At 37.7% G+C, this 23,210-nt stretch carries 20 protein-coding genes; 17 read left to right on the forward strand and 3 right to left on the reverse strand.

The features are described from left to right. The first annotated feature begins 59 nt into the window (after positions 1–59). Positions 60–1,607 (forward strand): L-glutamate gamma-semialdehyde dehydrogenase, encoded by a 1,548-nt coding sequence (gene pruA / locus ACEWK1_RS05415; protein ID WP_247339250.1) that lies wholly within the window; start codon positions 60–62, stop codon positions 1,605–1,607. A gap of 53 nt (positions 1,608–1,660) precedes the next feature. Here the strand turns inward: pruA and ACEWK1_RS05420 are convergent, their stop codons facing one another. Continuing rightward, positions 1,661–2,080, reverse strand: coding sequence for a hypothetical protein (locus tag ACEWK1_RS05420; protein WP_247339252.1), 420 nt, complete (start codon positions 2,078–2,080; stop codon positions 1,661–1,663). 557 nt (positions 2,081–2,637) lie between these two features. Between ACEWK1_RS05420 and putP the strand changes: the two genes are divergently transcribed. From putP to gatB, 5 genes are all read left to right on the forward strand, one after another. After that, positions 2,638–4,101, forward strand: a complete 1,464-nt coding sequence (putP, locus tag ACEWK1_RS05425; RefSeq protein ID WP_247339253.1) for a sodium/proline symporter PutP — start codon at positions 2,638–2,640, stop codon at positions 4,099–4,101. Positions 4,102–4,218: 117 nt separating this feature from the next. Next, positions 4,219–4,605, forward strand: coding sequence for an Hsp20/alpha crystallin family protein (locus tag ACEWK1_RS05430; RefSeq protein WP_247339254.1), 387 nt, complete (start codon positions 4,219–4,221; stop codon positions 4,603–4,605). A 303-nt stretch (positions 4,606–4,908) separates the two neighbouring features. Beyond that, complete coding sequence (gatC, locus tag ACEWK1_RS05435) at positions 4,909–5,199, forward strand: Asp-tRNA(Asn)/Glu-tRNA(Gln) amidotransferase subunit GatC (RefSeq protein WP_212138174.1); 291 nt, start codon at positions 4,909–4,911, stop codon at positions 5,197–5,199. 13 nt (positions 5,200–5,212) lie between these two features. Further along, positions 5,213–6,670, forward strand: a complete 1,458-nt coding sequence (gene gatA, locus ACEWK1_RS05440) for an Asp-tRNA(Asn)/Glu-tRNA(Gln) amidotransferase subunit GatA (RefSeq protein WP_416635757.1) — start codon at positions 5,213–5,215, stop codon at positions 6,668–6,670. Positions 6,671–6,684: 14 nt separating this feature from the next. After that, positions 6,685–8,115 (forward strand): Asp-tRNA(Asn)/Glu-tRNA(Gln) amidotransferase subunit GatB, encoded by a 1,431-nt coding sequence (gatB, locus tag ACEWK1_RS05445; protein ID WP_416635758.1) that lies wholly within the window; start codon positions 6,685–6,687, stop codon positions 8,113–8,115. 37 nt (positions 8,116–8,152) lie between these two features. Here gatB and ACEWK1_RS05450 read toward each other — a convergent pair whose 3' ends face one another. Continuing rightward, entirely contained in the window at positions 8,153–8,914 is a 762-nt protein-coding gene (locus ACEWK1_RS05450) for an AAA family ATPase (RefSeq protein ID WP_212138171.1), read from the reverse strand. A gap of 224 nt (positions 8,915–9,138) precedes the next feature. On the opposite strand from ACEWK1_RS05450, the gene ACEWK1_RS05455 reads away from it, so the two are divergent. Beyond that, positions 9,139–10,050: a diacylglycerol kinase gene (locus ACEWK1_RS05455; RefSeq protein WP_212138170.1), complete on the forward strand. Its 912-nt coding sequence runs from the start codon at positions 9,139–9,141 to the stop codon at positions 10,048–10,050. Between the two features lie 90 nt (positions 10,051–10,140). Then, positions 10,141–11,523 (forward strand): 23S rRNA (uracil(1939)-C(5))-methyltransferase RlmD, encoded by a 1,383-nt coding sequence (gene rlmD / locus ACEWK1_RS05460; protein ID WP_416635759.1) that lies wholly within the window; start codon positions 10,141–10,143, stop codon positions 11,521–11,523. A 447-nt stretch (positions 11,524–11,970) separates the two neighbouring features. Here the strand turns inward: rlmD and ACEWK1_RS05465 are convergent, their stop codons facing one another. Next, on the reverse strand, positions 11,971–12,258 hold the full coding sequence (locus ACEWK1_RS05465; RefSeq protein WP_247339263.1) for a hypothetical protein: 288 nt from the start codon (positions 12,256–12,258) through the stop codon (positions 11,971–11,973). A gap of 615 nt (positions 12,259–12,873) precedes the next feature. Here ACEWK1_RS05465 and ACEWK1_RS05470 point away from each other — a divergent pair. The 9 genes from ACEWK1_RS05470 to iolG (ACEWK1_RS05510) all read left to right on the forward strand — a co-directional run bounded on the left by ACEWK1_RS05470 (position 12,874) and on the right by iolG (ACEWK1_RS05510) (position 23,205). Next, on the forward strand, positions 12,874–13,314 hold the full coding sequence (locus ACEWK1_RS05470; protein ID WP_247347082.1) for a DUF4275 family protein: 441 nt from the start codon (positions 12,874–12,876) through the stop codon (positions 13,312–13,314). A 264-nt stretch (positions 13,315–13,578) separates the two neighbouring features. Then, a complete protein-coding gene (locus ACEWK1_RS05475) occupies positions 13,579–14,562 on the forward strand; it encodes a tRNA dihydrouridine synthase (RefSeq protein ID WP_379053557.1) in 984 nt (327 codons plus the stop codon). Positions 14,563–15,199: 637 nt separating this feature from the next. Further along, the gene (locus ACEWK1_RS05480) at positions 15,200–16,210 is read left to right on the forward strand and encodes a Gfo/Idh/MocA family protein (protein ID WP_379053555.1); all 1,011 of its coding nucleotides are present in this window, start codon (positions 15,200–15,202) and stop codon (positions 16,208–16,210) included. After that, complete coding sequence (gene iolG / locus ACEWK1_RS05485) at positions 16,210–17,208, forward strand: inositol 2-dehydrogenase (protein WP_247339268.1); 999 nt, start codon at positions 16,210–16,212, stop codon at positions 17,206–17,208. Before ACEWK1_RS05480 ends, iolG (ACEWK1_RS05485) begins: the two co-directional genes overlap by 1 nt. Before the next feature lie 205 nt (positions 17,209–17,413). Continuing rightward, positions 17,414–18,895 carry a sugar ABC transporter ATP-binding protein gene (locus ACEWK1_RS05490; protein WP_379053553.1) on the forward strand — a complete coding sequence of 494 codons (1,482 nt, stop codon included), beginning with the start codon at positions 17,414–17,416 and terminating at the stop codon, positions 18,893–18,895. 4 nt (positions 18,896–18,899) lie between these two features. Next, positions 18,900–19,892, forward strand: coding sequence for an ABC transporter permease (locus ACEWK1_RS05495; protein WP_379053551.1), 993 nt, complete (start codon positions 18,900–18,902; stop codon positions 19,890–19,892). 57 nt (positions 19,893–19,949) lie between these two features. Further along, entirely contained in the window at positions 19,950–20,933 is a 984-nt protein-coding gene (locus ACEWK1_RS05500; RefSeq protein ID WP_379053549.1) for a sugar ABC transporter substrate-binding protein, read from the forward strand. A gap of 69 nt (positions 20,934–21,002) precedes the next feature. Beyond that, positions 21,003–22,019 (forward strand): LacI family DNA-binding transcriptional regulator, encoded by a 1,017-nt coding sequence (locus ACEWK1_RS05505; RefSeq protein WP_247339273.1) that lies wholly within the window; start codon positions 21,003–21,005, stop codon positions 22,017–22,019. A 160-nt stretch (positions 22,020–22,179) separates the two neighbouring features. Further along, on the forward strand, positions 22,180–23,205 hold the full coding sequence (gene iolG, locus ACEWK1_RS05510; RefSeq protein ID WP_247339275.1) for an inositol 2-dehydrogenase: 1,026 nt from the start codon (positions 22,180–22,182) through the stop codon (positions 23,203–23,205). The last annotated feature ends 5 nt before the right edge of the window (positions 23,206–23,210 follow it).

Here is a 23,210-nt window from a genome sequence, read left to right on the forward strand (position 1 = left end):
TTAACTATTCTTTTTTGGTCTAAGAGATTTCAAATATTTCCCCTAGGAGGCGAAGGAATATGGTAGTACCTTACAAGCACGAACCGTTTACTGATTTTTCTGTGGAAGAAAATAAACAGGCGCTAGAGGAAGGCCTTAATGTTGTTCAATCTTATTTGAATCATGATTATGATTTAGTGATTGGTGGAAAGCGCTATTCTACAAACGATAAGATCGTTTCAGTGAATCCGGCCAATAAGCAAGAAGTAATAGGTACCGTCTCAAAGGCAACGAGGGAACATGCAGAGAAAGCGATGCAAATTGCGGATCAAACATTTAACACATGGCGTAAAACAAAGCCTGAAATGAGAGCGGATATTTTATTTCGTGCAGCAGCTATTGTTCGCAGACGTAAGCATGAGTTTTCCGCATTATTAATAAAAGAAGTAGGAAAACCATGGAATGAAGCGGATGCTGATACAGCTGAAGCCATTGATTTTATGGAATATTACGGACGGCAAATGCTAGATTTAAAAGATGGTATTTCTGTAGAAAGTCGCCCAATTGAATACAACCGATTTAATTACATACCACTTGGTGTTGGTATCGTGATTTCACCATGGAATTTTGCCTTTGCTATTATGGCAGGAATGACAGCAGCAGCTCTTGTTTCTGGTAACACAGTATTATTGAAGCCTGCAAGTACAACACCTGTTGTTGCAGCAAAGTTTATTGAGGTTCTAGAGGAAGCTGGTTTACCTGCTGGTGTTGTTAACTATGTACCTGGAAGTGGTTCAGAAGTTGGTGACTATTTAGTGGATCATCCTTGTACTAGATTCATTAGCTTTACAGGCTCTAGAGATGTAGGTGTGAGAATTTATGAACGAGCGGCCAAAGTACATGAAGGGCAGAAATGGCTCAAGCGTGTGATCGCCGAGATGGGTGGTAAAGATACAATAGTTGTTGATCAGTCAGCTGATTTAGAATTGGCTGCACAATCCATTGTGGCATCTGCATTTGGCTTTTCCGGACAAAAATGTTCTGCATGTTCTCGTGCAGTCATTCTTGAAGATGTATACCAACCTGTATTAGATCGAGTGATTGAACTAACTAAAAATCTATCAGTAGGCGAAACAAAAGATCGTTCCGTGTATATGGGACCTGTTATTGATCAAGCAGCCTACGATAAGATAATGAGTTATATTGAGATTGGAAAAGAAGAAGGACGTTTAGTAGCCGGAGGAAAAGGTGATGATTCAAAGGGCTATTTCATTGAGCCGACAGTGTTTGCCGACGTAGATGAAAATGCGCGGCTTATGAAGGAAGAAATCTTTGGCCCTGTTGTTGCTTTCTGTAAGGCTAAGGATTTTGATCATGCCCTTGAAATTGCTAATAACACTGATTATGGTCTTACAGGTGCAGTGCTTACAAATAATCGAGAGCACATTGAAAAGGCGCGAGAAGATTTTCATGTTGGCAATCTTTATTTTAACCGTGGCTGTACAGGAGCCATTGTTGGTTATCAACCGTTCGGTGGATTTAATATGTCTGGAACAGATTCTAAAGCAGGTGGACCAGATTATTTACTTCTTCATATGCAAGCAAAAACAACTTCTGAAATGTTATAAAAACAAAGGGGCTGTCCACTTCTACTGGACGCCCCTTGTTATTTTCTATATTATTATCCATTCCAATAAAGTCGTTCTTCTCGGCTCTCTTGTTGGGGATAGAGTTCATATTCCTCAGTCTCATCTTTTTGCTCTTTAGCCTGTGGCTGTAATTCTTTGTTGGTCGTTCTTGTTTCTTCTATAGGGGCTAGTCTTTGTGTTGAAAGAGTTCTAATAAGTTCAGAGGTAAGCTCACTACGCTTTTGGTACTCAATAATAAACGCAGCAAGGGCAATAATGATCCCGCCACCAACTAAACAAGTTAAATATGGTCCAAGGGAGCCGATCAATTGTAACAGCATAAATTGAACAGAGCCACCGTACATCTCTCTTTCTTCCTCTACAGCTTTAAATGCCATGGATACATGATTTATGATGCCGCCTGCTCCAAGCAGGATTAATAACCCACCAAAGCCAATTAAAAATTTTTTCAATGCTATCACTCCTGACGGAAATTATCCTTGTCCAATTTTATCACGAATGGAGAGTTTCCTCCAGAAATTCAAAAAAGTCCCATTTAGAAATAAGAAAAAAATGAAAAAATTTCTTCTATAAATCTAACTAAATTAGAAATAGGATAGACAATTCTCATCAAAAATCATGTGCAAAACCTCGAGTTTTGCGAACTTAATTTTATAAATTTTTATGAATAGATATAATCTATAGTAGGATATTTTGCCTATTTGATACGTTTTTGTGAATATTTATTCATTTTCCATTTTTGTTACAATCGGAAAATTTGTTCGGTTTGTCAAACTATGTTACGATATTATACGAGTTTTGCGTTTGGTTGTCCTATTAAACTATTTTATTCATTCATCATGAAATTGCATAAGCCTGCATAAGGATTTGGTGATAGCTCATTTAGGAGGTGAAGCATTCATGGAACATGCATTATCTGGAGCAACGTGGTTTTGGTTATTTGTCCCAATGTTAGCATTAGTGGCACTATCAATCATTACAAACTTTACTGAAAGGGAGTGAGGAATTAGTGGAAACAGGTGTTTTAGTAACATTTATTATTTATTTAGTTGGTATGTTAGGAATCGGGATCGCTGCGTACAAAATGACTAGTGATCTGTCAGACTATGTTTTAGGTGGAAGACGACTTGGACCTGGTGTTGCTGCGCTTAGTGCCGGTGCATCGGATATGAGTAGTTGGTTACTACTAGGTTTACCTGGTGCAGTGTATGCATCTGGTGGTATGAATCAAATTTGGATTGCAGTAGGTTTAGCAATTGGTGCCTATTTAAACTGGCAATTCGTTGCGAAACGTCTTCGTTCGTATACAGAAGTTGCGAATGACTCAATTACGATTCCAGATTTCTTTGAAAATCGTTTTAAAGATGGCTCTAAGCTATTACGTGTTATTTCTGCATTAGTTATTTTGTTATTCTTTACGTTCTATACTTCATCAGGCATGGTTGGGGGAGCGAAGTTGTTTGAAGCTTCATTCGGCCTATCATATACACAAGCACTTTGGATTGGTGCAATTGTTATCATTTCTTACACATTCCTTGGAGGTTTCTTAGCAGTAAGTTGGACTGATTTTATTCAAGGAATTCTAATGTTCTTAGCATTAATTATTGTTCCAATTGTTGCAGTTAACAAACTAGGTGGCTGGGGTGAAACAGTAAACTCAGTTGGTGAAATTGATCCAATTTATCTTGATGCATTTTCTGGTATGTCAGCATTAGCGATTATTTCTTTACTTGCATGGGGATTAGGATACTTTGGTCAGCCTCATATCTTAACTCGTTTTATGGCATTACGTTCTAAAAAAGATGTACCAAAAGCACGTATGATCGGTACAGTTTGGATGGTATTTGCTTTATTCGGAGCGATCTTCACAGGATTTGCTGGTATTGCTTACTTTGCAGATGCACCAATTGCAGATGGAGAGCAAGTATTTATCATGTTCACACAAGTTCTATTTGATCCGTGGGTATCTGGTATTCTATTAGCTGCGATCTTAGCTGCTATTATGAGTACAATTGATTCTCAGCTATTAGTATCATCAAGTGCTGTAGCAGAGGATTTCTATAAAGCTATTTTAAGAAAAGAAGCTTCTGAAAAAGAACTAGTATGGGTTGGTCGTATCTCAGTTGCGGCTATTGCATTGATTGCTATTTTACTAGCTTCAAATCCAGACAGCTCTGTATTAGATTTAGTAAGTTATGCTTGGGCAGGATTTGGCGCTGCATTTGGTCCTGTAATCATTCTCTCCCTTTTCTGGAAACGAATGAATCGTTGGGGAGCATTGGCTGGAATGATCGTAGGAGCAGTTACAGTTGTAGTATGGAAACAATTAACGACTTCAGGGGCTATTTCATTTAGTCTTTATGAAATCGTACCAGGTTTCATCTTAGCATGGATTGCTGTCCTAATTGTCAGCTTAGCGACAGGAGCTCCTTCTAAAGATATTGAAGAAGAGTTCGAACAAGCAAAAGCATAAATTTTTTGAAAAAGTAGGGGCCTCAGTCAGGCTCCTACTTTTTGTTATTGTTTAATAGGGGCAAATTCCTCAATTCTTCATAAGATATAGTAATGATGATTTGAGGAGGGGTGTGCCATGAGGAATAATGATCCGATGAGGATGATCAATGAGTTTTTTCAAAGTCGTCCAAAGCGTACACTTTTAGATTCCATTGATGATGCGTTTCGTAAAACAGCATCAACAGCATGTTTTTCAGTTGATGTAAAAGAAACATCTGAACACTTCAACATTCTTGCTGAATTACCTGGTGTGCCAAAGGAAGATATTAATGTAGAAATCCGGGGTGACGATGTGGTAATTGAAGTAAAAGAACAAAGTCACCAAGACAGGAACGTCGGTGGAGTTCAGAGTGTATCATTGCCTCATTATGTATTGAGACGAAATATGAAGGCTAGTTATAAACATGGCTTGCTGAAGATTCAGCTAGATAAAAAGAAGCCGAAGAAGATTGAGATTGAATAATTGAGGAGCCGCTAGTATGGTGCTAGCGGTTTGTTTGTGACGTGGCGACTTTGTCGAAAAACTATTATATATAGGAATTTGACTAATAAAAGTAATAAAACAGCAAATAAAACTCTTAAGAAACGTCAAATAAAACATTTAAAGAAACAGCAAATAAATCGTATAAATTGGCAAATAAAAATACGGGGAGACAACTTTGCCTCAACTGTGGTTGCTTTTCACTACAATTGTTGATTAACTATATGTTCATTTGGTATCATCAGAGTATTGTGATTGTACGATTTTGTGGAGGTGAGAGGAAAGATGTCTAGAATTTCGACAGATCAAGTAAAACACGTTGCAAATTTAGCTCGTTTAGCCATTACTGAAGATGATGCAGAGCTTTTTGCCAAGCAATTAGATGCCATTATTACGTTTGCTGAGCAGTTAAACGAAGTAGATACAGATAATGTGAAACCAACATCACATGTGTTGGACATGAAAAATGTGATGAGAGAAGATGTTCCGAAAAAAGGTTTAGACAATGAAGAAGTTGTTAAAAATGCGCCAGATCATGAAGATGGATATATTCGTGTACCATCTATCTTAGAATAAGGGAGGGACAAGCATGGCACTTTTTGATCACAAAATATCAGAATTAAAAGAACTTTTACATAAAAAAGAAATCACTGTTTCTGATTTAGTTGACGAATCTTATAAACGAATTCAAGAAGTTGACGATAAAGTTGGTGCGTTTCTTGCGTTAAATGAAGATCAAGCACGTACATATGCAAAAGAATTAGATGAAGCATTAAATAGCCGAAATGAGTTCGGGTTATTATTTGGTATGCCAATTGGTGTAAAAGATAATATCGTTACGAAAGGCCTACGCACAACCTGTGCAAGTAAAATCTTAGAAAACTTTGATCCTATTTATGATGCAACAGTTGTTAAGCATCTTCAAAATGCTGAAGCTGTTACAATTGGTAAATTAAATATGGACGAGTTTGCAATGGGCTCTTCAACAGAAAACTCTAGTATAAAGCCAACACGAAATCCATGGAATCTTGAAACTGTTCCAGGCGGATCAAGTGGTGGTTCTGCGGCGGCGGTTGCAGCAGGGGAAGTTCCGTTTTCATTAGGATCTGATACAGGTGGTTCCATTCGTCAACCTGCAGCATTTTGTGGGGTTGTTGGCTTAAAACCTACATATGGACGTGTGTCTCGTTTTGGGTTAGTAGCATTTGCGTCATCACTAGACCAAATTGGACCTGTAACACGTTCTGTTGAAGACAACGCATTCCTTTTACAAGCCATCTCTGGAGTTGATGAAATGGACTCCACATCAGCAAATGTTGAAGTACCAGATTTTCTTTCATCTTTAACAGGTGATGTAAAAGGCTTAAAAATCGCTGTACCGAAAGAATATCTAGGTGAAGGTGTAAATGAAGAAGTAAAGCAGTCTGTTCTTGATGCTCTAAAAGTATTAGAAGGACTTGGTGCAACATGGGAAGAGGTATCGTTACCACATTCTAAATATGCACTTGCGACTTATTATTTATTATCTTCATCAGAAGCATCTGCCAACTTAGCTCGTTTTGATGGTGTTCGTTATGGTCATCGTTCAGATAATGCAGAGAACTTAATTGAATTATATAAGCAAAGCCGTGCAGAAGGCTTCGGTAATGAAGTAAAGCGTCGTATTATGCTTGGGACATATGCATTAAGCTCTGGTTACTATGATGCTTATTATAAAAAGGCACAAAAAGTTCGTACATTAATTAAAAAAGACTTTGAAGATGTGTTTGAAAAATATGATGTAATTATTGGACCTACTACTCCAACACCTGCGTTTAAAATTGGTGAAAACGTCAAAGATCCAATGACAATGTATGCAAACGATATTTTAACCATACCAGTTAACTTAGCAGGTGTGCCAGGAATCTCTGTTCCATGTGGCTTATCAAACGGATTACCACTTGGATTACAAATTATCGGAAAGCATTTTGATGAAAGCACAGTTTACCGCGTTGCACATGCATTTGAGCAAGCAACAGATCATCATAAAGCAAAACCTGAACTGTAAGGGGTGAGAAAATAATGGATTATGAAACGGTCATAGGACTTGAAGTTCACGTTGAGTTAAAAACAGATTCAAAAATCTTTTCAAGTGCACCTAACCACTTTGGTGCAGAACCAAATACAAACACGACGGTTGTCGAGCTAGGATATCCTGGTGTTTTACCTGTTTTAAATAAAAAAGTAGTTGATTTCGCAATGAAGGCTTGTATGGCCTTAAACTGTGAGGTTGCGACTGAAACAAAATTTGATCGTAAAAACTACTTTTATCCTGATAACCCAAAAGCTTATCAAATCTCTCAATTTGATAAACCGATCGGTGAAAATGGCTGGATTGATATTGAAGTAAACGGTGAAACGAAACGTATCGGGATTACTCGTATTCATATGGAAGAAGATGCTGGTAAATTGATTCACTCAAACGATGGTTATTCTTTGGTTGACTTAAACCGTCAAGGAACACCACTTATTGAGATCGTATCTGAGCCAGATATCCGTACACCAGAGGAAGCATATGCTTATTTAGAGAAGCTAAAAGCAATCATCCAGTATACGGAGGTTTCTGATTGTAAAATGGAGGAAGGCTCACTTCGTTGTGATGCAAACATTTCCTTGCGTCCTGTTGGTCAGGAAGAATTCGGAACAAAAACGGAGCTTAAAAACCTAAACTCCTTTGCGTTCGTTCAAAAAGGATTAGAATATGAAGAAAAGCGTCAAGAAAAGGTTCTTCGTTCAGGTGGTGTGATTGAACAAGAAACACGCCGTTATGATGAAGCAACAAAGAAAACAATCTTAATGCGTGTGAAAGAAGGTTCTGATGATTATCGTTACTTCCCAGAACCAGATCTTGTTGAGCTTTACATCGATGATGAGTGGAAGGAAAGAATTCGTGCTTCCATTCCTGAGCTTCCAGATGCACGTCGTAAACGTTATATTGATGAGCTAGGATTACCTGAATATGATGCTCAAGTATTAACGATGACAAAAGAAATGTCCGATTTCTTTGAAGCAACATTAGCTGCTGGTGCTGAAGCAAAACAAGCCTCAAACTGGGTAATGGGTGAAGTATCTGCTTATCTAAATGCTGAAGGAAAAGAGCTAAACGATGTAGCTCTTACACCAGAAGGTTTAGCTGGGATGATTAAACTCATTGAAAATGGAACAATTTCTTCAAAAATTGCGAAACAAGTTTTCAAAGAGCTAATCGAGAACGGTGGAGATCCGGAGCAGATTGTAAAAGATAAAGGCTTAGTACAAATTTCTGATGATGAAACTCTACGTAAATTTGTAAACGAAGCAATCGATGCAAACCCACAATCTGTTGATGACTTCAAAAACGGTAAACAAAAAGCAATTGGCTTCTTAGTTGGACAAATTATGAAAGCAACTAAAGGTCAAGCAAACCCACCAATGGTAAACAAACTGTTGATGGAAGAAATGCAAAAAAGATAAGAAGAAAGAGAGATCTACAACAAAGTAGATCTCTCTTTTAATTGGAATCATCATGAAATAAGTGGTGAAGAAGTCTTTCTTTATTTGTGAAAAATTGCTTCATGATTGAATAATGATGTGTGTTTTCAAGTGTTGTCTCATGGATTCCGTCTTCGGTTAATTCAAGAATTTTTGCTGAAGGATAAGCCATGATTAACGGTGAATGGGTGGCAATAATAAATTGAGATTGATCTTTGACGAGCTCATCAATTCGTGTGATCATAGATAGCTGACGTAATGGAGAAAGGGCGGCTTCTGGTTCATCCAACAAATAAATGCCTTGTCCGCGAAATCGATTCATAAAGGTAGCGAAAAAGGATTCGCCATGTGATTGCTCATGAAGTGAAACACCACCAAAGGAATCAATAATATGGGGGCCACGACCTTCTCTATCCAGTTCTTCAATACTTGAAGCAACGTTGTAAAAGCTTTCAGCACGAAGGAAGAAGCTATCTTTAGGTTTGACAGTTCCTTTAATTAGCTTAAGGTAGTGATCTAGTTCAGAGTGAGAATCATAAGTAGAAAAGTTAAAGTTAAGCGAACCACCCTCAGCATTAAACCCAATTGCAAGGGCAATGGCTTCTAATAGAGTGGATTTGCCCATTCCATTTTCTCCAACTAAAAAAGTAACATGAGGATGAAGCTCTAACTCATCAAGAGATTTTACACTAGGAAGGTTGAATGGATACTTTCTAAATGAAGGAACTTCCTCTCTTTTTAGTTGAATCCGACGTATATATTGATCATTTAATCCATCCATAGATTTCCCTTCTTTCCGGCTTTAATTGCTTTATATTGTAACAAGTTTAAAATGATTTAGCATGAAAAACTTTACTTTTTATATAAAACATGGTGATAATGGTAGTTGGGTTATCATGTTTCGATAGCATAGAAATGGGAGACAATGATAACAGAACATAATCATAAATGAATTTAACTTATATAAATATCGATACATTTCTTTGAAAATAGGATGATGTGTGAATGAAAAGAGCAAGAATTATTTATAACCCTACCTCAGGCAGAGAGCTGTTTAAAAAACATTTGCCAGAGGTGCTACAAAAATTTGAACAAGCTGGCTATGAAACCTCTTGTCATGCAACAACAGGTGAAGGTGACGCGATACAAGCGGCAAAGGCAGCGACTGAACGTGGCTTTGACTTAATTGTTGCAGCAGGTGGAGATGGGACAATCAACGAGGTTGTGAATGGGATCGCTGAATTAGATAATCGCCCACAGCTTGCTGTAATTCCGGTAGGAACAACTAATGACTTTGCAAGAGCAATTGGTATTCCATTAAATAATGTGATTGCAGCAGTAGATGTTATCTTAGAGGGTGCGCCTATGAAGATTGATATCGGAAAGGTTAATGACCATTACTTTATCAATATTGCCGGTGGAGGTCGTCTTACTGAGTTAACATACGAGGTGCCTAGTAAGCTGAAAACAATGGTTGGACAGCTGGCTTATTATTTAAAAGGAATGGAAATGTTACCATCCATACGCCCTGCTGAGGTAGAAATTGAATATGATGGTAAGCTTTTTCAAGGTGAAATCATGTTATTTCTTGTTTCACTAACGAACTCAGTCGGTGGCTTTGAAAAGCTTGCACCTGATTCAAAATTAGATGACGGGATGTTTGACCTTCTTATTTTGAAAAAGGCAAATCTAGCAGAGTTCATCCGTATTGCAAGCCTAGCTCTAAGAGGCGACCATATAAACGATGAACATATTATCTACACAAAAGCAAATCGAGTAAAAGTAATAAACAAAGATAAAATGCAATTGAATTTAGATGGTGAATACGGTGGCATGCTACCGGGTGAATTCGTCAACATGTATCAGCATATTGACGTAATCATGTCGGCTGAAAAAGTAAGACAAATGGAAGAATAGGAACTTGGCAGAACATAATAGCCAAGTTTTTTTTATTGAAATTGTTATGGTAAAATGAATGAAATAATTTGTACGAAAAGGAAGAACAACATGGCGAAAATTCAAGCACCTGTTATGAAAAATGAATATTACGATGTGACCTTTGAGGACTTAACGCATGAAGGTGCGGGTGTCGCAAAGGTGGAAGGCTTTCCGATCTTTGTTGAAAATGCACTGCCGGATGAACGAGCAAAAATAAAAGTAATCAAAGTAAACAAAGGCTTCGCGTTCGGACGACTAATTGAGCTCCATGAACAAAGTAAAAACCGAATTGATGCACCTTGCCCAATCTATTCTCAATGCGGGGGCTGCCAGCTTCAGCATCTTAGCTATGAAGGACAGCTTGATTTTAAACGAAAACAAGTGGAGCAGGTCCTTGCTAGAATAGGCAAACTAGATTTAAACCAAGTAACTGTACATCCGACTCTAGGAATGGAGAATCCTTGGAATTACCGAAACAAAGCTCAGGTTCCAGTAGGTGAACGTGAGGGCGGTCTAGTAGCTGGCTTTTATCAAAAAAGAAGCCATGACATCATTGATATGGAAAGATGTCTCATTCAGCAAGCTGAGAACGATGACGTTGTTCAAGCGGTGAAAACCATTTGTGAAAAACATGGCATTCGTGCTTATAACGAAGAAAAGCATAAAGGCTGGCTTCGTCATATTATGGTTCGGTATGGACTTGTGACAAAGGAAATCATGGTTGTATTTGTAACAAGAACGGCTGACTTTCCACATAAAAATGAGGTTATCACTGAAATAACAAATCAACTACCGCAAGTGAAGTCAGTTGTGCAAAATATTAATAACAAAAAAACAAATGTTATCTTTGGCGATGAAACAAATGTGCTTTGGGGAGAAGAGTATATTTACGACAAAATTGGCGACGTAAAATTTGCCATATCTGCACGCTCTTTTTATCAAGTAAACCCAGAGCAAACAAAGGTGCTATATGAAAAAGCATTAGAATACGCTGAATTAACAGGTGAAGAATTTGTAATCGATGCTTACTGCGGAATTGGGACGATTTCTTTGTTTCTTGCCCAAAAAGCCAAGAGAGTTTTTGGTGTGGAAATAGTTCCAGAAGCAATAGAAGATGCTAAGCGAAATGCAGAGCTAAACGGCATTTCTAATGCAGAGTTTGCAGTTGGTGAAGCAGAAGTTGTTATTCCTGAATGGTACAAGCAAGGCAATCAGGCAGACGTGATTGTCGTGGATCCTCCGCGTAAGGGCTGTGATGAAGCATTGTTGAAAACAATCTTGGATATGAAACCAAAGAAGGTTGTTTATGTTTCATGTAATCCTGGAACGCTTGCGAGGGATTTGCAGGTGTTGGAGTTAGGTGGATATAAGACGGTTGAGGTGCAGCCAGTGGATATGTTTCCGCATACGACGCATGTGGAGTGTGTGACGCAACTTGTTTTGAATATGTAAACCAATAATAACCTGTGCGACATAACAAGCGATAGAAATATCAAAACAAAGTTCTAATTTGCTTGTGGAAGATGTGTGGATATAAGCAGGAAGAAAAGAAAGAACAAAGAGGGTGGGAATAAGAATCCCATCCTTTTTGCCCGATTGAAAATAAGTGGAAAAAGCCTGATAGAAGCTTGGCCCTATCAATGCTTGAATAAAAGTGTGAGGGGTTCCTAAGAAGCCCAAAAGCCTGAAAAAGAGTGAGAAAAAAGGAAGAAAAGCAAGAAGTAGCACGACATTATTTTGATGGGGCGGCAAATCGGTAATGTATAACCGGAGTGCCGTCTTCTCTTATATCAATTCGATTGATTAGTACCAAAGGGATAAAACATTTTTCCATTAGAAGTTTGCAATACTAAGTATTACGGTTACCTTGATATCATCATTTTAAAATCAGTTTATTATTTAAATTGAATCAAATTCAATCAAGTGTTTTCCGGCGCTCACCAGATATAAAGGTAATGCATAGATATTAGTCGAAATTGCTCCGAAAATTATAGCTAGAACCCAAAATGCAATTTTAGAACCTAAATCTAAATCTGTAAAGCTCATCGCAATTGCAGAAAAAAATAAAAATGCAGTAATAATATACATTAACCAACCGGCAACTGATGTAATTACTATTATACCTTGACCTAAGATTATTAATAAAATACCAACAATTTTAAGTGGGATATTTATTATTGTTTTCATATCATGTTCATCCTTTTAGAAAGTTTAGCTTTCTGCTAGAACTGCCAGATTCAATAAATTATCATTGACCGGTAACAAATAGCAGAATACTGAAAATATTTACTCGGAAATTATTCATTGATTTAATAGCACACACAACTTGATAAAAATTATTAATTTGGTATAAAAATCTTTGTAAATATTCTTGAACTACTTCACAGTATATCATTTGTCCAGATGTTAAGAATGGGACTAACATCTTATTTTATGTATAAATATGTAATATTTGTTAATTATTTCATAAGATGACCAAAGAGTAATTGAATATAGAAACTAAGGCAACACCTCACTGTTTTTCCCTTATTATGGATAACTTTACAGGCGGCATGATGTAATCCTGCCTGCATGCAACGTTCTTCTTTGAAATGTAACTAAAAGTGATGATTTAATAAGTTGTCAATAAAATGTTATTTTCATTAGATTTGTCTCATCCTCATCAACGGGTCTTTACGGATATGAACGATACATTCCTCTTTCGATATATGGTAAACAATATTTCCAGGTTCTACATTGAAAAATTCTTAGATAGCAAAGAGTTTATTATCATAAAAAGTAGGTGATAGATTGGATTATATAATGAATATGGTGGAATCTATTAGAAGTAAAAAAGTGAAAGTAATAGAAATACCTAAGTGGGGAGTATATTTAAGAAAGCAGTGGGAAGAAAGCTTTGCCAATCATCTCAGTAATAAGGAAAAGGAATCTATTTATCTTTATGACGAAGATGGCCTTTGTGGTTACTTATGGCATTTATTTAGTTATGAAAGAAGGAAATGCTTAAAGGAGGAACAGGCTGATATAGCGTTTAATAAAGAGATGAAAAAGTCTTGTTATGTTTTTTATCAGCATTTAGATGATGCTTTTATCCTTGAGAATGCTACATTTATTACAGCTGAAGACTTTGTAAATGAAGAGGATATTTACGTAGTAGATAAAGAGTTTAGTTGGACTTATGTAAAAACTCATGAAACAGGATGGTGCGGTCCATATTTCAGTAAAAAAGACAAAGCTCAATAGATTCCATTAGTAGGCAATTATGATGACAGTGCTTTAGAAATTCGGGATGTTAACACCAAACTTTGATAAAAGGAAATTAACATAAACAACTAAAACCTAGCGGATAGACTAAATAATAAAGAAGCAAAAATTAACAAGTCAAATCAATTTGATAAAAAGTACCCAAGCATGGTATAAGTGTTAAAGGAGCAGAACCATTTGCTTTTTTAATTTTGGGATAAGAGGTTAATCAAACATCCCATTATGAGAGGATTTGAGTTTAAGATGACCGACAATTTTTGGCGTGACTTACCACGACCATTTTTTATATTAGCACCAATGGAAGAAGTGACAGATGTTGTTTTTCGTCATGTAGTGAGTGAAGCAGCAAGGCCGGATGTGTTTTTTACCGAGTTTACGAATTCGGAGAGTTATTGTCACCCAGAGGGGAAAAAAAGTGTTCGTGGGCGTTTGACTTTTACAGAGGATGAACAACCGATTGTAGCCCATATATGGGGGGACAAGCCTGAGTACTTTAGGCAAATGAGTATTGGTATGGCGGAACTTGGATTTAAGGGAATCGATATCAATATGGGTTGTCCAGTACCTAATGTGACACAGCACGGAAAGGGAAGTGGCCTGATTCGTCGTCCAGATGTTGCAGCAGAATTAATACAAGCTGCAAAAGCAGGGGGATTGCCTGTAAGTGTAAAGACAAGGCTTGGATTCTCGGAATTAGACGAATGGCGCGAATGGCTGACACATATTTTAAAACAAGATATTGCCAATCTTTCCATTCATCTGCGTACAAGAGACGAAATGAGCAAAGTACCTGCTCATTGGGAACTAATCCCGGAAATTAAGAAGCTTCGTGATGAGGTGGCTCCAGATACACTCTTGACGATTAATGGAGATATCACAGACTATCAAACTGGCTTAAAGCTTGCTCAGGAATATGGTATTGATGGTGTTATGATTGGACGAGGTATATTCCATAATCCATTTGCCTTCGAGAAAGAACCGAGAGAACATAGTAGTGAGGAATTGCTGGATCTCTTAAGGTTGCATATGGATCTTCATGATAAATATTCAGGTTTAGAGCTTCGTCCGTTCACGGCTCTTCATCGCTTTTTTAAGATCTATGTTAAAGGGTTTCGAGGGGCAAGTGAGTTAAGAAATAGATTAATGAATACGAAATCAACAGATGAAGTGCGTGCATTGCTTGAAAGCTTTGAATCACAAAATTTTGATGGAGTGAAAGAGCAGTAGAGCTAGCGCAATTAAGGTAAAGCGTAGTTAAATGATCAATCAGTCTATAAGAAAAAATTATGCAAAATGCGTCAATAATTCAAATATTGCCTAACAACGGAATCATGTGTTAATTGATTCCGTTGTTTATTTTGTCAGACATTCTTACCTTTATTGATGCTTCAATTGGATAATGTATTAAATTTCATAGATGAAAAGTTTAGAGAGAAAAAAAGATTAACATATCTACTAGTGATGATAAACCTTTCTTACAATACTTAATTTTAATATATATAGCTGTTTACTAATATCCCAAGAGAAAACATTTATGAGATTATAGTTCAATAAGAAAAGATAAAGGCTTTTGCTATTAGGACTTGGCGGTAAGCCTAAGTTTTTTTATAACAATTTAAAAAATAGATCATCTAACTACCAGAAAATCACTTTTGTAGTTTGTTCAGTAGAATTAATAATTCACGAGGTAAGTAGTTTTTGTAATATGCTTGTAATGTTATATAAGAAAAATGAAAACAAGAATTACGAAAAAAAAATTCTATTTTCATTAAAAATATATATTGAATATTGGAAATTGATAGGATAATATCTTTAAGGTAAGCGCTTAACTAAAATTTTGTGAACTTGTATTGGAGGTGTGAAGATGAGAAAAGTCCGATGGGGAATTCTGAGTGCAGCAAATATTGCCTATGATGAATTAGTCCCAGCACTACGACGATCAGATAAGGCAGAATTAGTTGCAGTAGCCTCGAAAAGTAAAGGCAAGACAGAGCGATTCAAAGCACCAGTTACATATAGAAGATATGAACAATTATTAGAAGATAAGAATATCGACGCAGTATATATTCCACTACCAAACTCACTTCATGCTGAATGGGCTGTTAAGGCGATGCAGCATGGAAAGCATGTACTACTTGAAAAACCAGCAGCGCTATCTGAATTTGAAATGCAAGCTATGAAACAAGCATCGGAAGATAATAGTGTCGTGTTCATGGAAGCCTTTATGTACCAATTTCATAGTCAGCATGCCCGCGCAAAGGAATTGCTTTCGTCTGGGATCATTGGAGAATTCCGCCATGTAAAATCTCATTTCTCGTGGATGCTTGAGAATTCCGGAGATATTCGCCTAAATAGTGAACTGGGTGGTGGTGCAATGCGTGATGTGGGGTGTTATGGTTTGCATGCAGTCACTCAAATTGTTGGTTTTAAGCCCTGTGAAATTTCAATGAGTGGAAAAGTACCTGAGGAATATGGCGTTGATACAACCTCCACTTGTGTGATGATCGATGATCAAAAGAGAACGGCGGAAGTATCTGCTTCAATGGAACTTCCATTTACAAATCGATATGAAATCTTTGGACCTAAAGGAGTGATCACGGTTGACTCTTCTTTTCGACCAGATGTATCTGTTGATCAATTTGGGAAAATTACGGTAAAAGATCATGGTGGGAATATCATTCTTTTTGAAAGATGGAAGGATGATCAATATTTAAATCAGGTCGAACATTTTCATAATTGCATTCTTGAGAAGAAACAGCCTGATTACAATGCAGAAAACTCAATTCAGCTTGCACGTTACCTTGAAAAAGCCTACCAATCGTTGCAAAACAATTCTATGAAGATAAAAATCGATCAAAAGGAGAAGGATGCATAATGACTAAAAAGGTCCTTACAGCTGTTTTTGGACTTGGGAGACTAGGATATTGGCATGCTTTAAATGTTGCTAAAAGCCGAAATGCAGAACTTGTTTCTATCTGTGATGTCAACCTTGAATCGGCACAAAAGGTAGCAGCAGATCTAGAAGTACCTAAATTTACGACTAATCCTGATGAGATCTTCCAGGATGACACTATTGAAGCGGTGGTTATTGCGTCTCCAACAAATACACATTTTGACTTGTTAAAAAGAGCATCAGAAACAGGAAAGGCGATTTTTGTTGAAAAGCCGCTTACTATTGATTTGAAAGAGTCGCTTGAAATTAAATCAATCATGGAACAAAACCAAACCATTTGCCAAGTAGGGTTTATGCGACGATTTGACCCTGCGTATGATGCTGCCAAAAAAAGAATCGCGGCGGGTGATATTGGAGAACCGATATATTTCCGTGGGATATCGCGTGACCCAGTTGCTCCACACGAATCGTTTGTTAAACATAGTGGTGGATTATTTATCGACGTTTCGATTCATGATTTTGATATTGCGCGGTATTTAATGAATTCAGAGATACAAAATGTAAGCGCTAACGGAAAGGTGCTAAAATACCCATTTATGGAGAAATACAATGATGTTGATCAAGCCCTAACTTATATTGAGTTTACTTCAGGTGCAGCTGGAGATGTAGAGGCAAGCCGGAATGCTTATTATGGCTATGACATTCGAGCAGAAGTGATTGGGAGAGAAGGGTCCATCTTTATTGGAAACCTTCGTCAGCATGATATCCAGATTTTAACCAAAGCAGGCAATACACATGATATCCTGCCAGATTTCCCAACTAGATTTACTGATGCCTACACACTTGAATTAGAGGACTTTTTTAAAGTGGTTTTAGAAAAAGCAGTTCCGCGTGTGACGGTTGAAGATGGGGTAAAGGCATTAGAGATTGCTTATGCAGCTAGGGAATCTTATCATTCAGGCAATAAAGTGGAAGTTTAAGGGGTAACTATTGGTTAAGTTGTGATAATTAATTGATGTTTTTATAATGTTTTTTTCAAAAGAAGATAAAAAAAGTTCAAAAAAGTGTTGATGTGTTGGTACTAAATGGATATAATCAAAATAAGAAAACGCTTACTTCGCCTATATAGAGGCAGTTAAGGAAAGGGGTCTGTCCATGGTAGCTCATGCAGGGAGCCTTCTCGAAATGAAAGGAATTAAAAAAAGCTTTGGCTCAAACCACGTATTAAAAGGGATTGACTTGGATGTCAAAGCGGCTGAGGTACATGTTTTATTAGGGGAGAACGGTGCTGGGAAGTCCACTTTCATTAAAATACTAACTGGTGCGTATGAAAAGGATGCTGGAGAGATCTACTGGGAAGGGGAAAAAGTCCAGCTCAATAACCCTATCGATGCAATGAACTTAGGAATTGCTACTATTTATCAGGAACTAAATGTTATACCAGAGCTGAAGGTCTATGAAAATATCTTTCTAGGAAGAGAGCTTAAGCAGGGTGGAAAGTTTTCCATGCTTGATCGAAAAGCGATGATTACTGAAGCGAAACGATGTTTATCTCTCTTAGGTCAAAAAACAGAGCTTGCAGAAATGGAACTAGGGGAGTTGGGGATTGGCCAGCAGCAGCTTGTCGAAATTGCGAAAGCGCTTGCCCTTGATGCAAAACTAATCATAATGGATGAACCAACTTCAAGTTTAAGTGCTCAAGAAGTAGAGCAGTTATACAGCTGCGTTGAGGGCTTAGTTGAAAAAGGGATTGCAATTGTTTTTATTTCTCATCGTTTAGAGGAAATTAAACGTATGGGTAACAGGATTACAATTCTAAGAGATGGATATAAAATCGATACACTACCAGTAAAAGATACAGATCCGGACTATTGGATTGAATTAATGGTAGGGCGTTCGTTAGATGAAAAGTTTCCAAAGCAGTCTTTTACACTTGGAGAAGAAGGATTCCGTATTGAAAATATGCTTGTAGAGGGAACGGAACAACCAGTTAATTTCTCTGTTAATTACGGAGAAATAGTTGGGTTCTCTGGACTTGTCGGTGCGGGAAGAACAGAGCTTGCAAGAGCTATTTTTGGCGCTGATCCAAGGAATAAGGATGCGAAAATATTGATTGATGGGCAAGAAGTCCAAATTAAAAATCCTCGTGATGCCATCGATGCAGGGATTGCTTTTATTACGGAAGACCGAAAAAGTGAAGGGCTTCTACTAGATCAGGCTGCAGATATCAATATTGCTTTAGCAAATATGAAAGGGTTTCAAAACAAAGCTAAACTCATTAATTTAAAGGATATTCGAGCGAAGGCAGAAGAATACATTAAAGAATTACAAATTCGTCCAAATAATATTGAACTTCATGCACGCAATTTTAGTGGCGGTAACCAGCAGAAAGTGGTCATTGCAAAATGGCTATGTACACAGGCGAAAGTGTTTATCTTCGACGAACCGACAAGGGGTATTGATGTTGGAGCGAAGGTTGAGGTGTACCGCTTGATGAATCAACTTGTTGAAAACGGTTCCATCGTCATGATGATATCTTCTGATCTTCCAGAAATCCTTGGAATGTGCGATAGGGTATATGTTATGAGCGAAGGGAAAATAACTGCGAATTTACCAATTCATGAGGCTTCTCAAGAAAGAATAATGAAAGCGGCTACGGGGGGATGAAGCAATGAGCCAAATTATAGTAGATAAAAAGCAGGAAAACATAACGGAAAAGAAAACCATTAAAACATACTTAGCTAAACTAGCACCACTACTAGCATTAATTCTTTTATCAGGAATACTTACCTTTTTGTCAGATAAGTTTTTAACAGTTAATAACTTAATGAATATTGCACGACAATCTTCTATTAATGCGCTCCTTGCGATTGGTATGCTTCTTCCAATCCTGACAGCAGGGATTGATTTATCAGTAGGTTCTATTCTTGCTGTATCCATCATGATCATGGGAATTGTCTCAGTTAGTATGAGCTTAAATCCAGTACTTGGAATTATTGTTTGTCTTGCTGTAGGTGCGGGCTTCGGATTGCTTAATGGTGTGCTTTTAACGAAATTACGATTACCACATCCATTTATTTCAACTTTAGGTACGCAGTTTATCGGACGTGGTATTGCTTTACTTGTTACAGCAGCAGCACCAATTGCTGGTTTCCCATACATTATTCAATTCGTTGGACGGGAGTTTGTTGGTCCCATCCCAGTTAGTTTTATCTTGGTTATCTTTGTTTATGTAGTCATGCATATTTTTTTAACAAGAACACAGACAGGTCGATATATTTACGCTATTGGAGGTAACCCTGAAGCTGCAAGACTTTCTGGTATTAAAGTAGACAGAGTATTAATTATCGTATACACCATCAGTGGTTTCATGGCTGGGCTTGCTGGTTTAGTTATGGTGGGACGAGTGAACTCTGCCTTCCCACTCGCTGGTGTTACCTATGAGCTAGATGCAATTGCAGCGGTTATTATCGGTGGGGCTAGCTTCTTAGGAGGCGTTGGAACAGTAGCAGGTACATTAATAGGAGCTATGATTATTGCTGTACTCCGTAATGGTCTCAATCTTCTTAATGTATCAGCCGACTCTCAAATGGCGCTAATTGGAGTCGTCATCATTGCAGCGGTTTATGTTGACGTTTTACGTCAGCGTAAAAAAAGAAAGTAAGAGTCTTCTAGTTAGGTAGTAATTAAATTTAAAATATATCAAACGGGGGTAATTACTATGTTGAAAAAGAAATTCAAACTATTCGGAGCTGCATTGGCTCTATCAGCAATGACATTAGCAGGTTGTTCAGGTAGTGGGGAAACTGGTGGAAGTTCATCAGGTGACAGCAATGGTGGAGGAGGAGAATCTGTTTCGGTTGTATTAAAAACTTTATCCAGCCCATATTGGAAGTATGTAGAAGCGGGTGCCAAGGCTGCAGGGGAAGAATTTGGTGTAGATGTAACTGTTGTTGGACCTGCTGCAGAATCAGAAGTTATCCAACAGGTCAATATGCTTGAGGATCAGGTTAGTCAGTCACCGGGTGCGATATTAGTGGCTCCTTCTCAGCCAGAAACTGTTGTCCCGGTATTAGAAAATGCTTCAAGTTCTGGGCTTCCAGTTCTATTGATTGATACAGATGTAGAGTTTGAAGGAAAAACAACTTTCATTGGAACAGAAAACTTTACAGCAGGTCAAGAAGGCGGTAAGCTCCTTGCTTCAATGCTTGAAAAAGGAGATAAAGTTGTACTTATTTCCGGAGCTTTAGGAAATCCAGCAACTGATGAGCGTATTAAAGGTGCGAAAGAAGCTCTTGAAGCAGCAGGTATGGAAGTAGTTGCCGAACAACCGGCAGATAGCGATAAAGCAAAGGCAATGTCTGTAATGGAAAACATCCTTCAGAATGATAAAGATATAAAAGGTGTATTTGCTGCTAACGATGACATGGCAATTGGTGTATTGCGTGCAGTGCAAGCAGAGAATCTGGATGTGAAGGTAATTGGTACAGATGGTACTGAGGAAGCTGTTCAATCAATTTTAGATGGAAAGCTTGCTGGAACAATTGCTCAATCTCCATATAACATGGGATACCAAGGTGTTGAAAATGCCTTGAAGGTAATGAAAGGTGAGTCAATTGATGAAAGAATCGATGCAGGTATTGACATTATTACGAAAGAAAACGCCCAAGAACAATTAGACTTCTTAAAGAGCATCTCCGAATAAGTGTTACCTAAATAAAATTCTTCATGCTAATATAGAAGAAGGAATTAACTTTTAAGGAGTATGAAGATTATGAAGCCCACTATATATGATGTTGCTAAAAAAGCAGGGGTTTCGATTGCAACTGTGTCTAAAGTGATTAATAATACTGGCAGAATTAGTGAAGAAACACGAAAAATGGTTACGAAGATTATGGAACAATTGGAATACCAACCAAGTAGTGTGGCGGCTGCATTAACTGGGAAGAAAACGTATACAATCGGTGTGCTCATCCCAGATATTGCGAACCCCTTCTTTGCGGAAGTTTCCCGTGCATTAGAAAACAGTGCACGGGAAACTGATTACGCCATTATATTATGCAGCACTGATTACCAAACAGAACGGGAGCATGAATATTTGGAGCTTCTGTTAAAAAAACAGGTAGACGGTATTATTATTGCAACGGAGCCAAAAGATCTTAATGTGTATAAAAAGCTAGCTAGTAAAAAAATTCCACATCTGTTTTTCACTATCGACCATCCTTCTTTTATTTCACATGTCGTAACAACGGATGATGTTCGAGGAGGATATCTTGCTGGCCGATACTTATTAGAAAAAGGTCACCACCATATAGCTGTAATTGCAGAGACTAATCGCACGAGTGGAAGATTGAGGATTCAAGGCTTTATTCAATCCCTTCAGGAAGAAGGAGTTGAGTTTGATGAAAACCTATTGATTCATTCTAAATCAAAGATAGAAGATGCGAAAAATGCTGCACAAATCATATTAGGTATGGAAAATAGACCAACAGCCGTTTTTGCTGGAACCGATTTAATTGCAACTATTTTCGCTAATGAATCAAGAAAAAAGCAGGTTTCCATCCCAGATAAAATTTCAATAATTGGTTTTGATAATACGATCCAAGCAGAATTGGCCGACCCGGGATTAACCACAATTGCTCAACCAATCGATGAGTTGGCTCATTATGCAATTCAAAATTTATTAAAATCAGTTGAAAACCCAGCAATGCCTGGACATAGAATTATGTTAGTTCCAGAACTGATTGAACGGCATTCAGTAAAGGATATAAAAGTAGAACCACCATCTTGAGCAAGTGACCAGTATATAAGGCTGGTTATTAAAAATTGGTTAAGCGCTTTACTTTTTTAGGGGAATTTTCTGAATTCCCTTGTTATTATAGATATATCATGTATATAATATTAGGTGAGAAAACGCTTAACCTTTATTTACCTTAGGAGGAAATGTTGAAATGCAAAAGTTAACTTTGGGGATTATTGGTGCAGGAAGAATTGGGAGATTACATGTTGACAACTTAAAATTAGTGCCAGAAATCAAAATAAAAGGTGTTTCCGATGTTGTAATTGATCATCTTGAAACATGGGCAACAGAGAAGCAAATTGAAGTTTTAACAACAGATTACAAGGTTTTGTTAAATGATCCAGAGATTGACGCGGTGTTTATTTGTTCACCTACAACTACGCACGCAAATCTAATTAAAGAAGCAGCAGCAGCTGGTAAGCACATATTCTGTGAAAAACCAGTAAGCTTCTCAGTTGAAGAGACAGAAGAAGCGCTTGCTGAAGTCGATAAGGCTGGGGTTAAACTTCAAGTAGGTTTTAACCGTCGATTCGATCCGAATTTCAAGAAAATTCGTTCTCTTGTTCAAGATGGAACGATTGGGATACCTCATATTTTGAGAATCACATCACGTGACCCTCAACCACCAGGTGTTGATTATATAAAAACTTCAGGTGGTTTGTTCATGGATATGGCGATTCATGATTTCGATATGGCAAGGTATGTGATGGGGAGTGAAGTTGTAGAGGTATCTGCCCATGGTGCGGTACTGGTTGACCCAGCTATCGGTGAAGCGGGAGATATTGATACAGCGATTGTTACTTTGAAATTTGCCAACGGTGCACTTGGGGTAATTGATAATAGCCGCCAAGCAGTTTATGGGTATGATCAGCGCCTAGAAATCTTCGGAGACAAGGGTGCAGCCCAAGCTGATAATAACCGTGCTACGAATGTAGAGGTATCTACTGCTGAATCTGTATTAAAAGAGAAACCGCTTTACTTCTTCCTTGAACGTTATACTCAAGCCTATATTGATGAAGTAACTGAGTTCGCAAAAGCAATTCTTGAAAATGGTGATTTAACTTGCACGGGCTTTGATGGTTTGCAAGCAGAACGTATTGCAAAAGCTGCAAAACAATCGCTTGAAACTGGGGCTCCAGTTACGTTAGAACAAGTAACTGAGAAAGTAGCAAACTAGTAGGA

Source organism: Metabacillus sp. YM-086, assembly GCF_048059995.1.
GTDB classification, from domain to species: domain Bacteria; phylum Bacillota; class Bacilli; order Bacillales; family Bacillaceae; genus Metabacillus; species Metabacillus litoralis_B.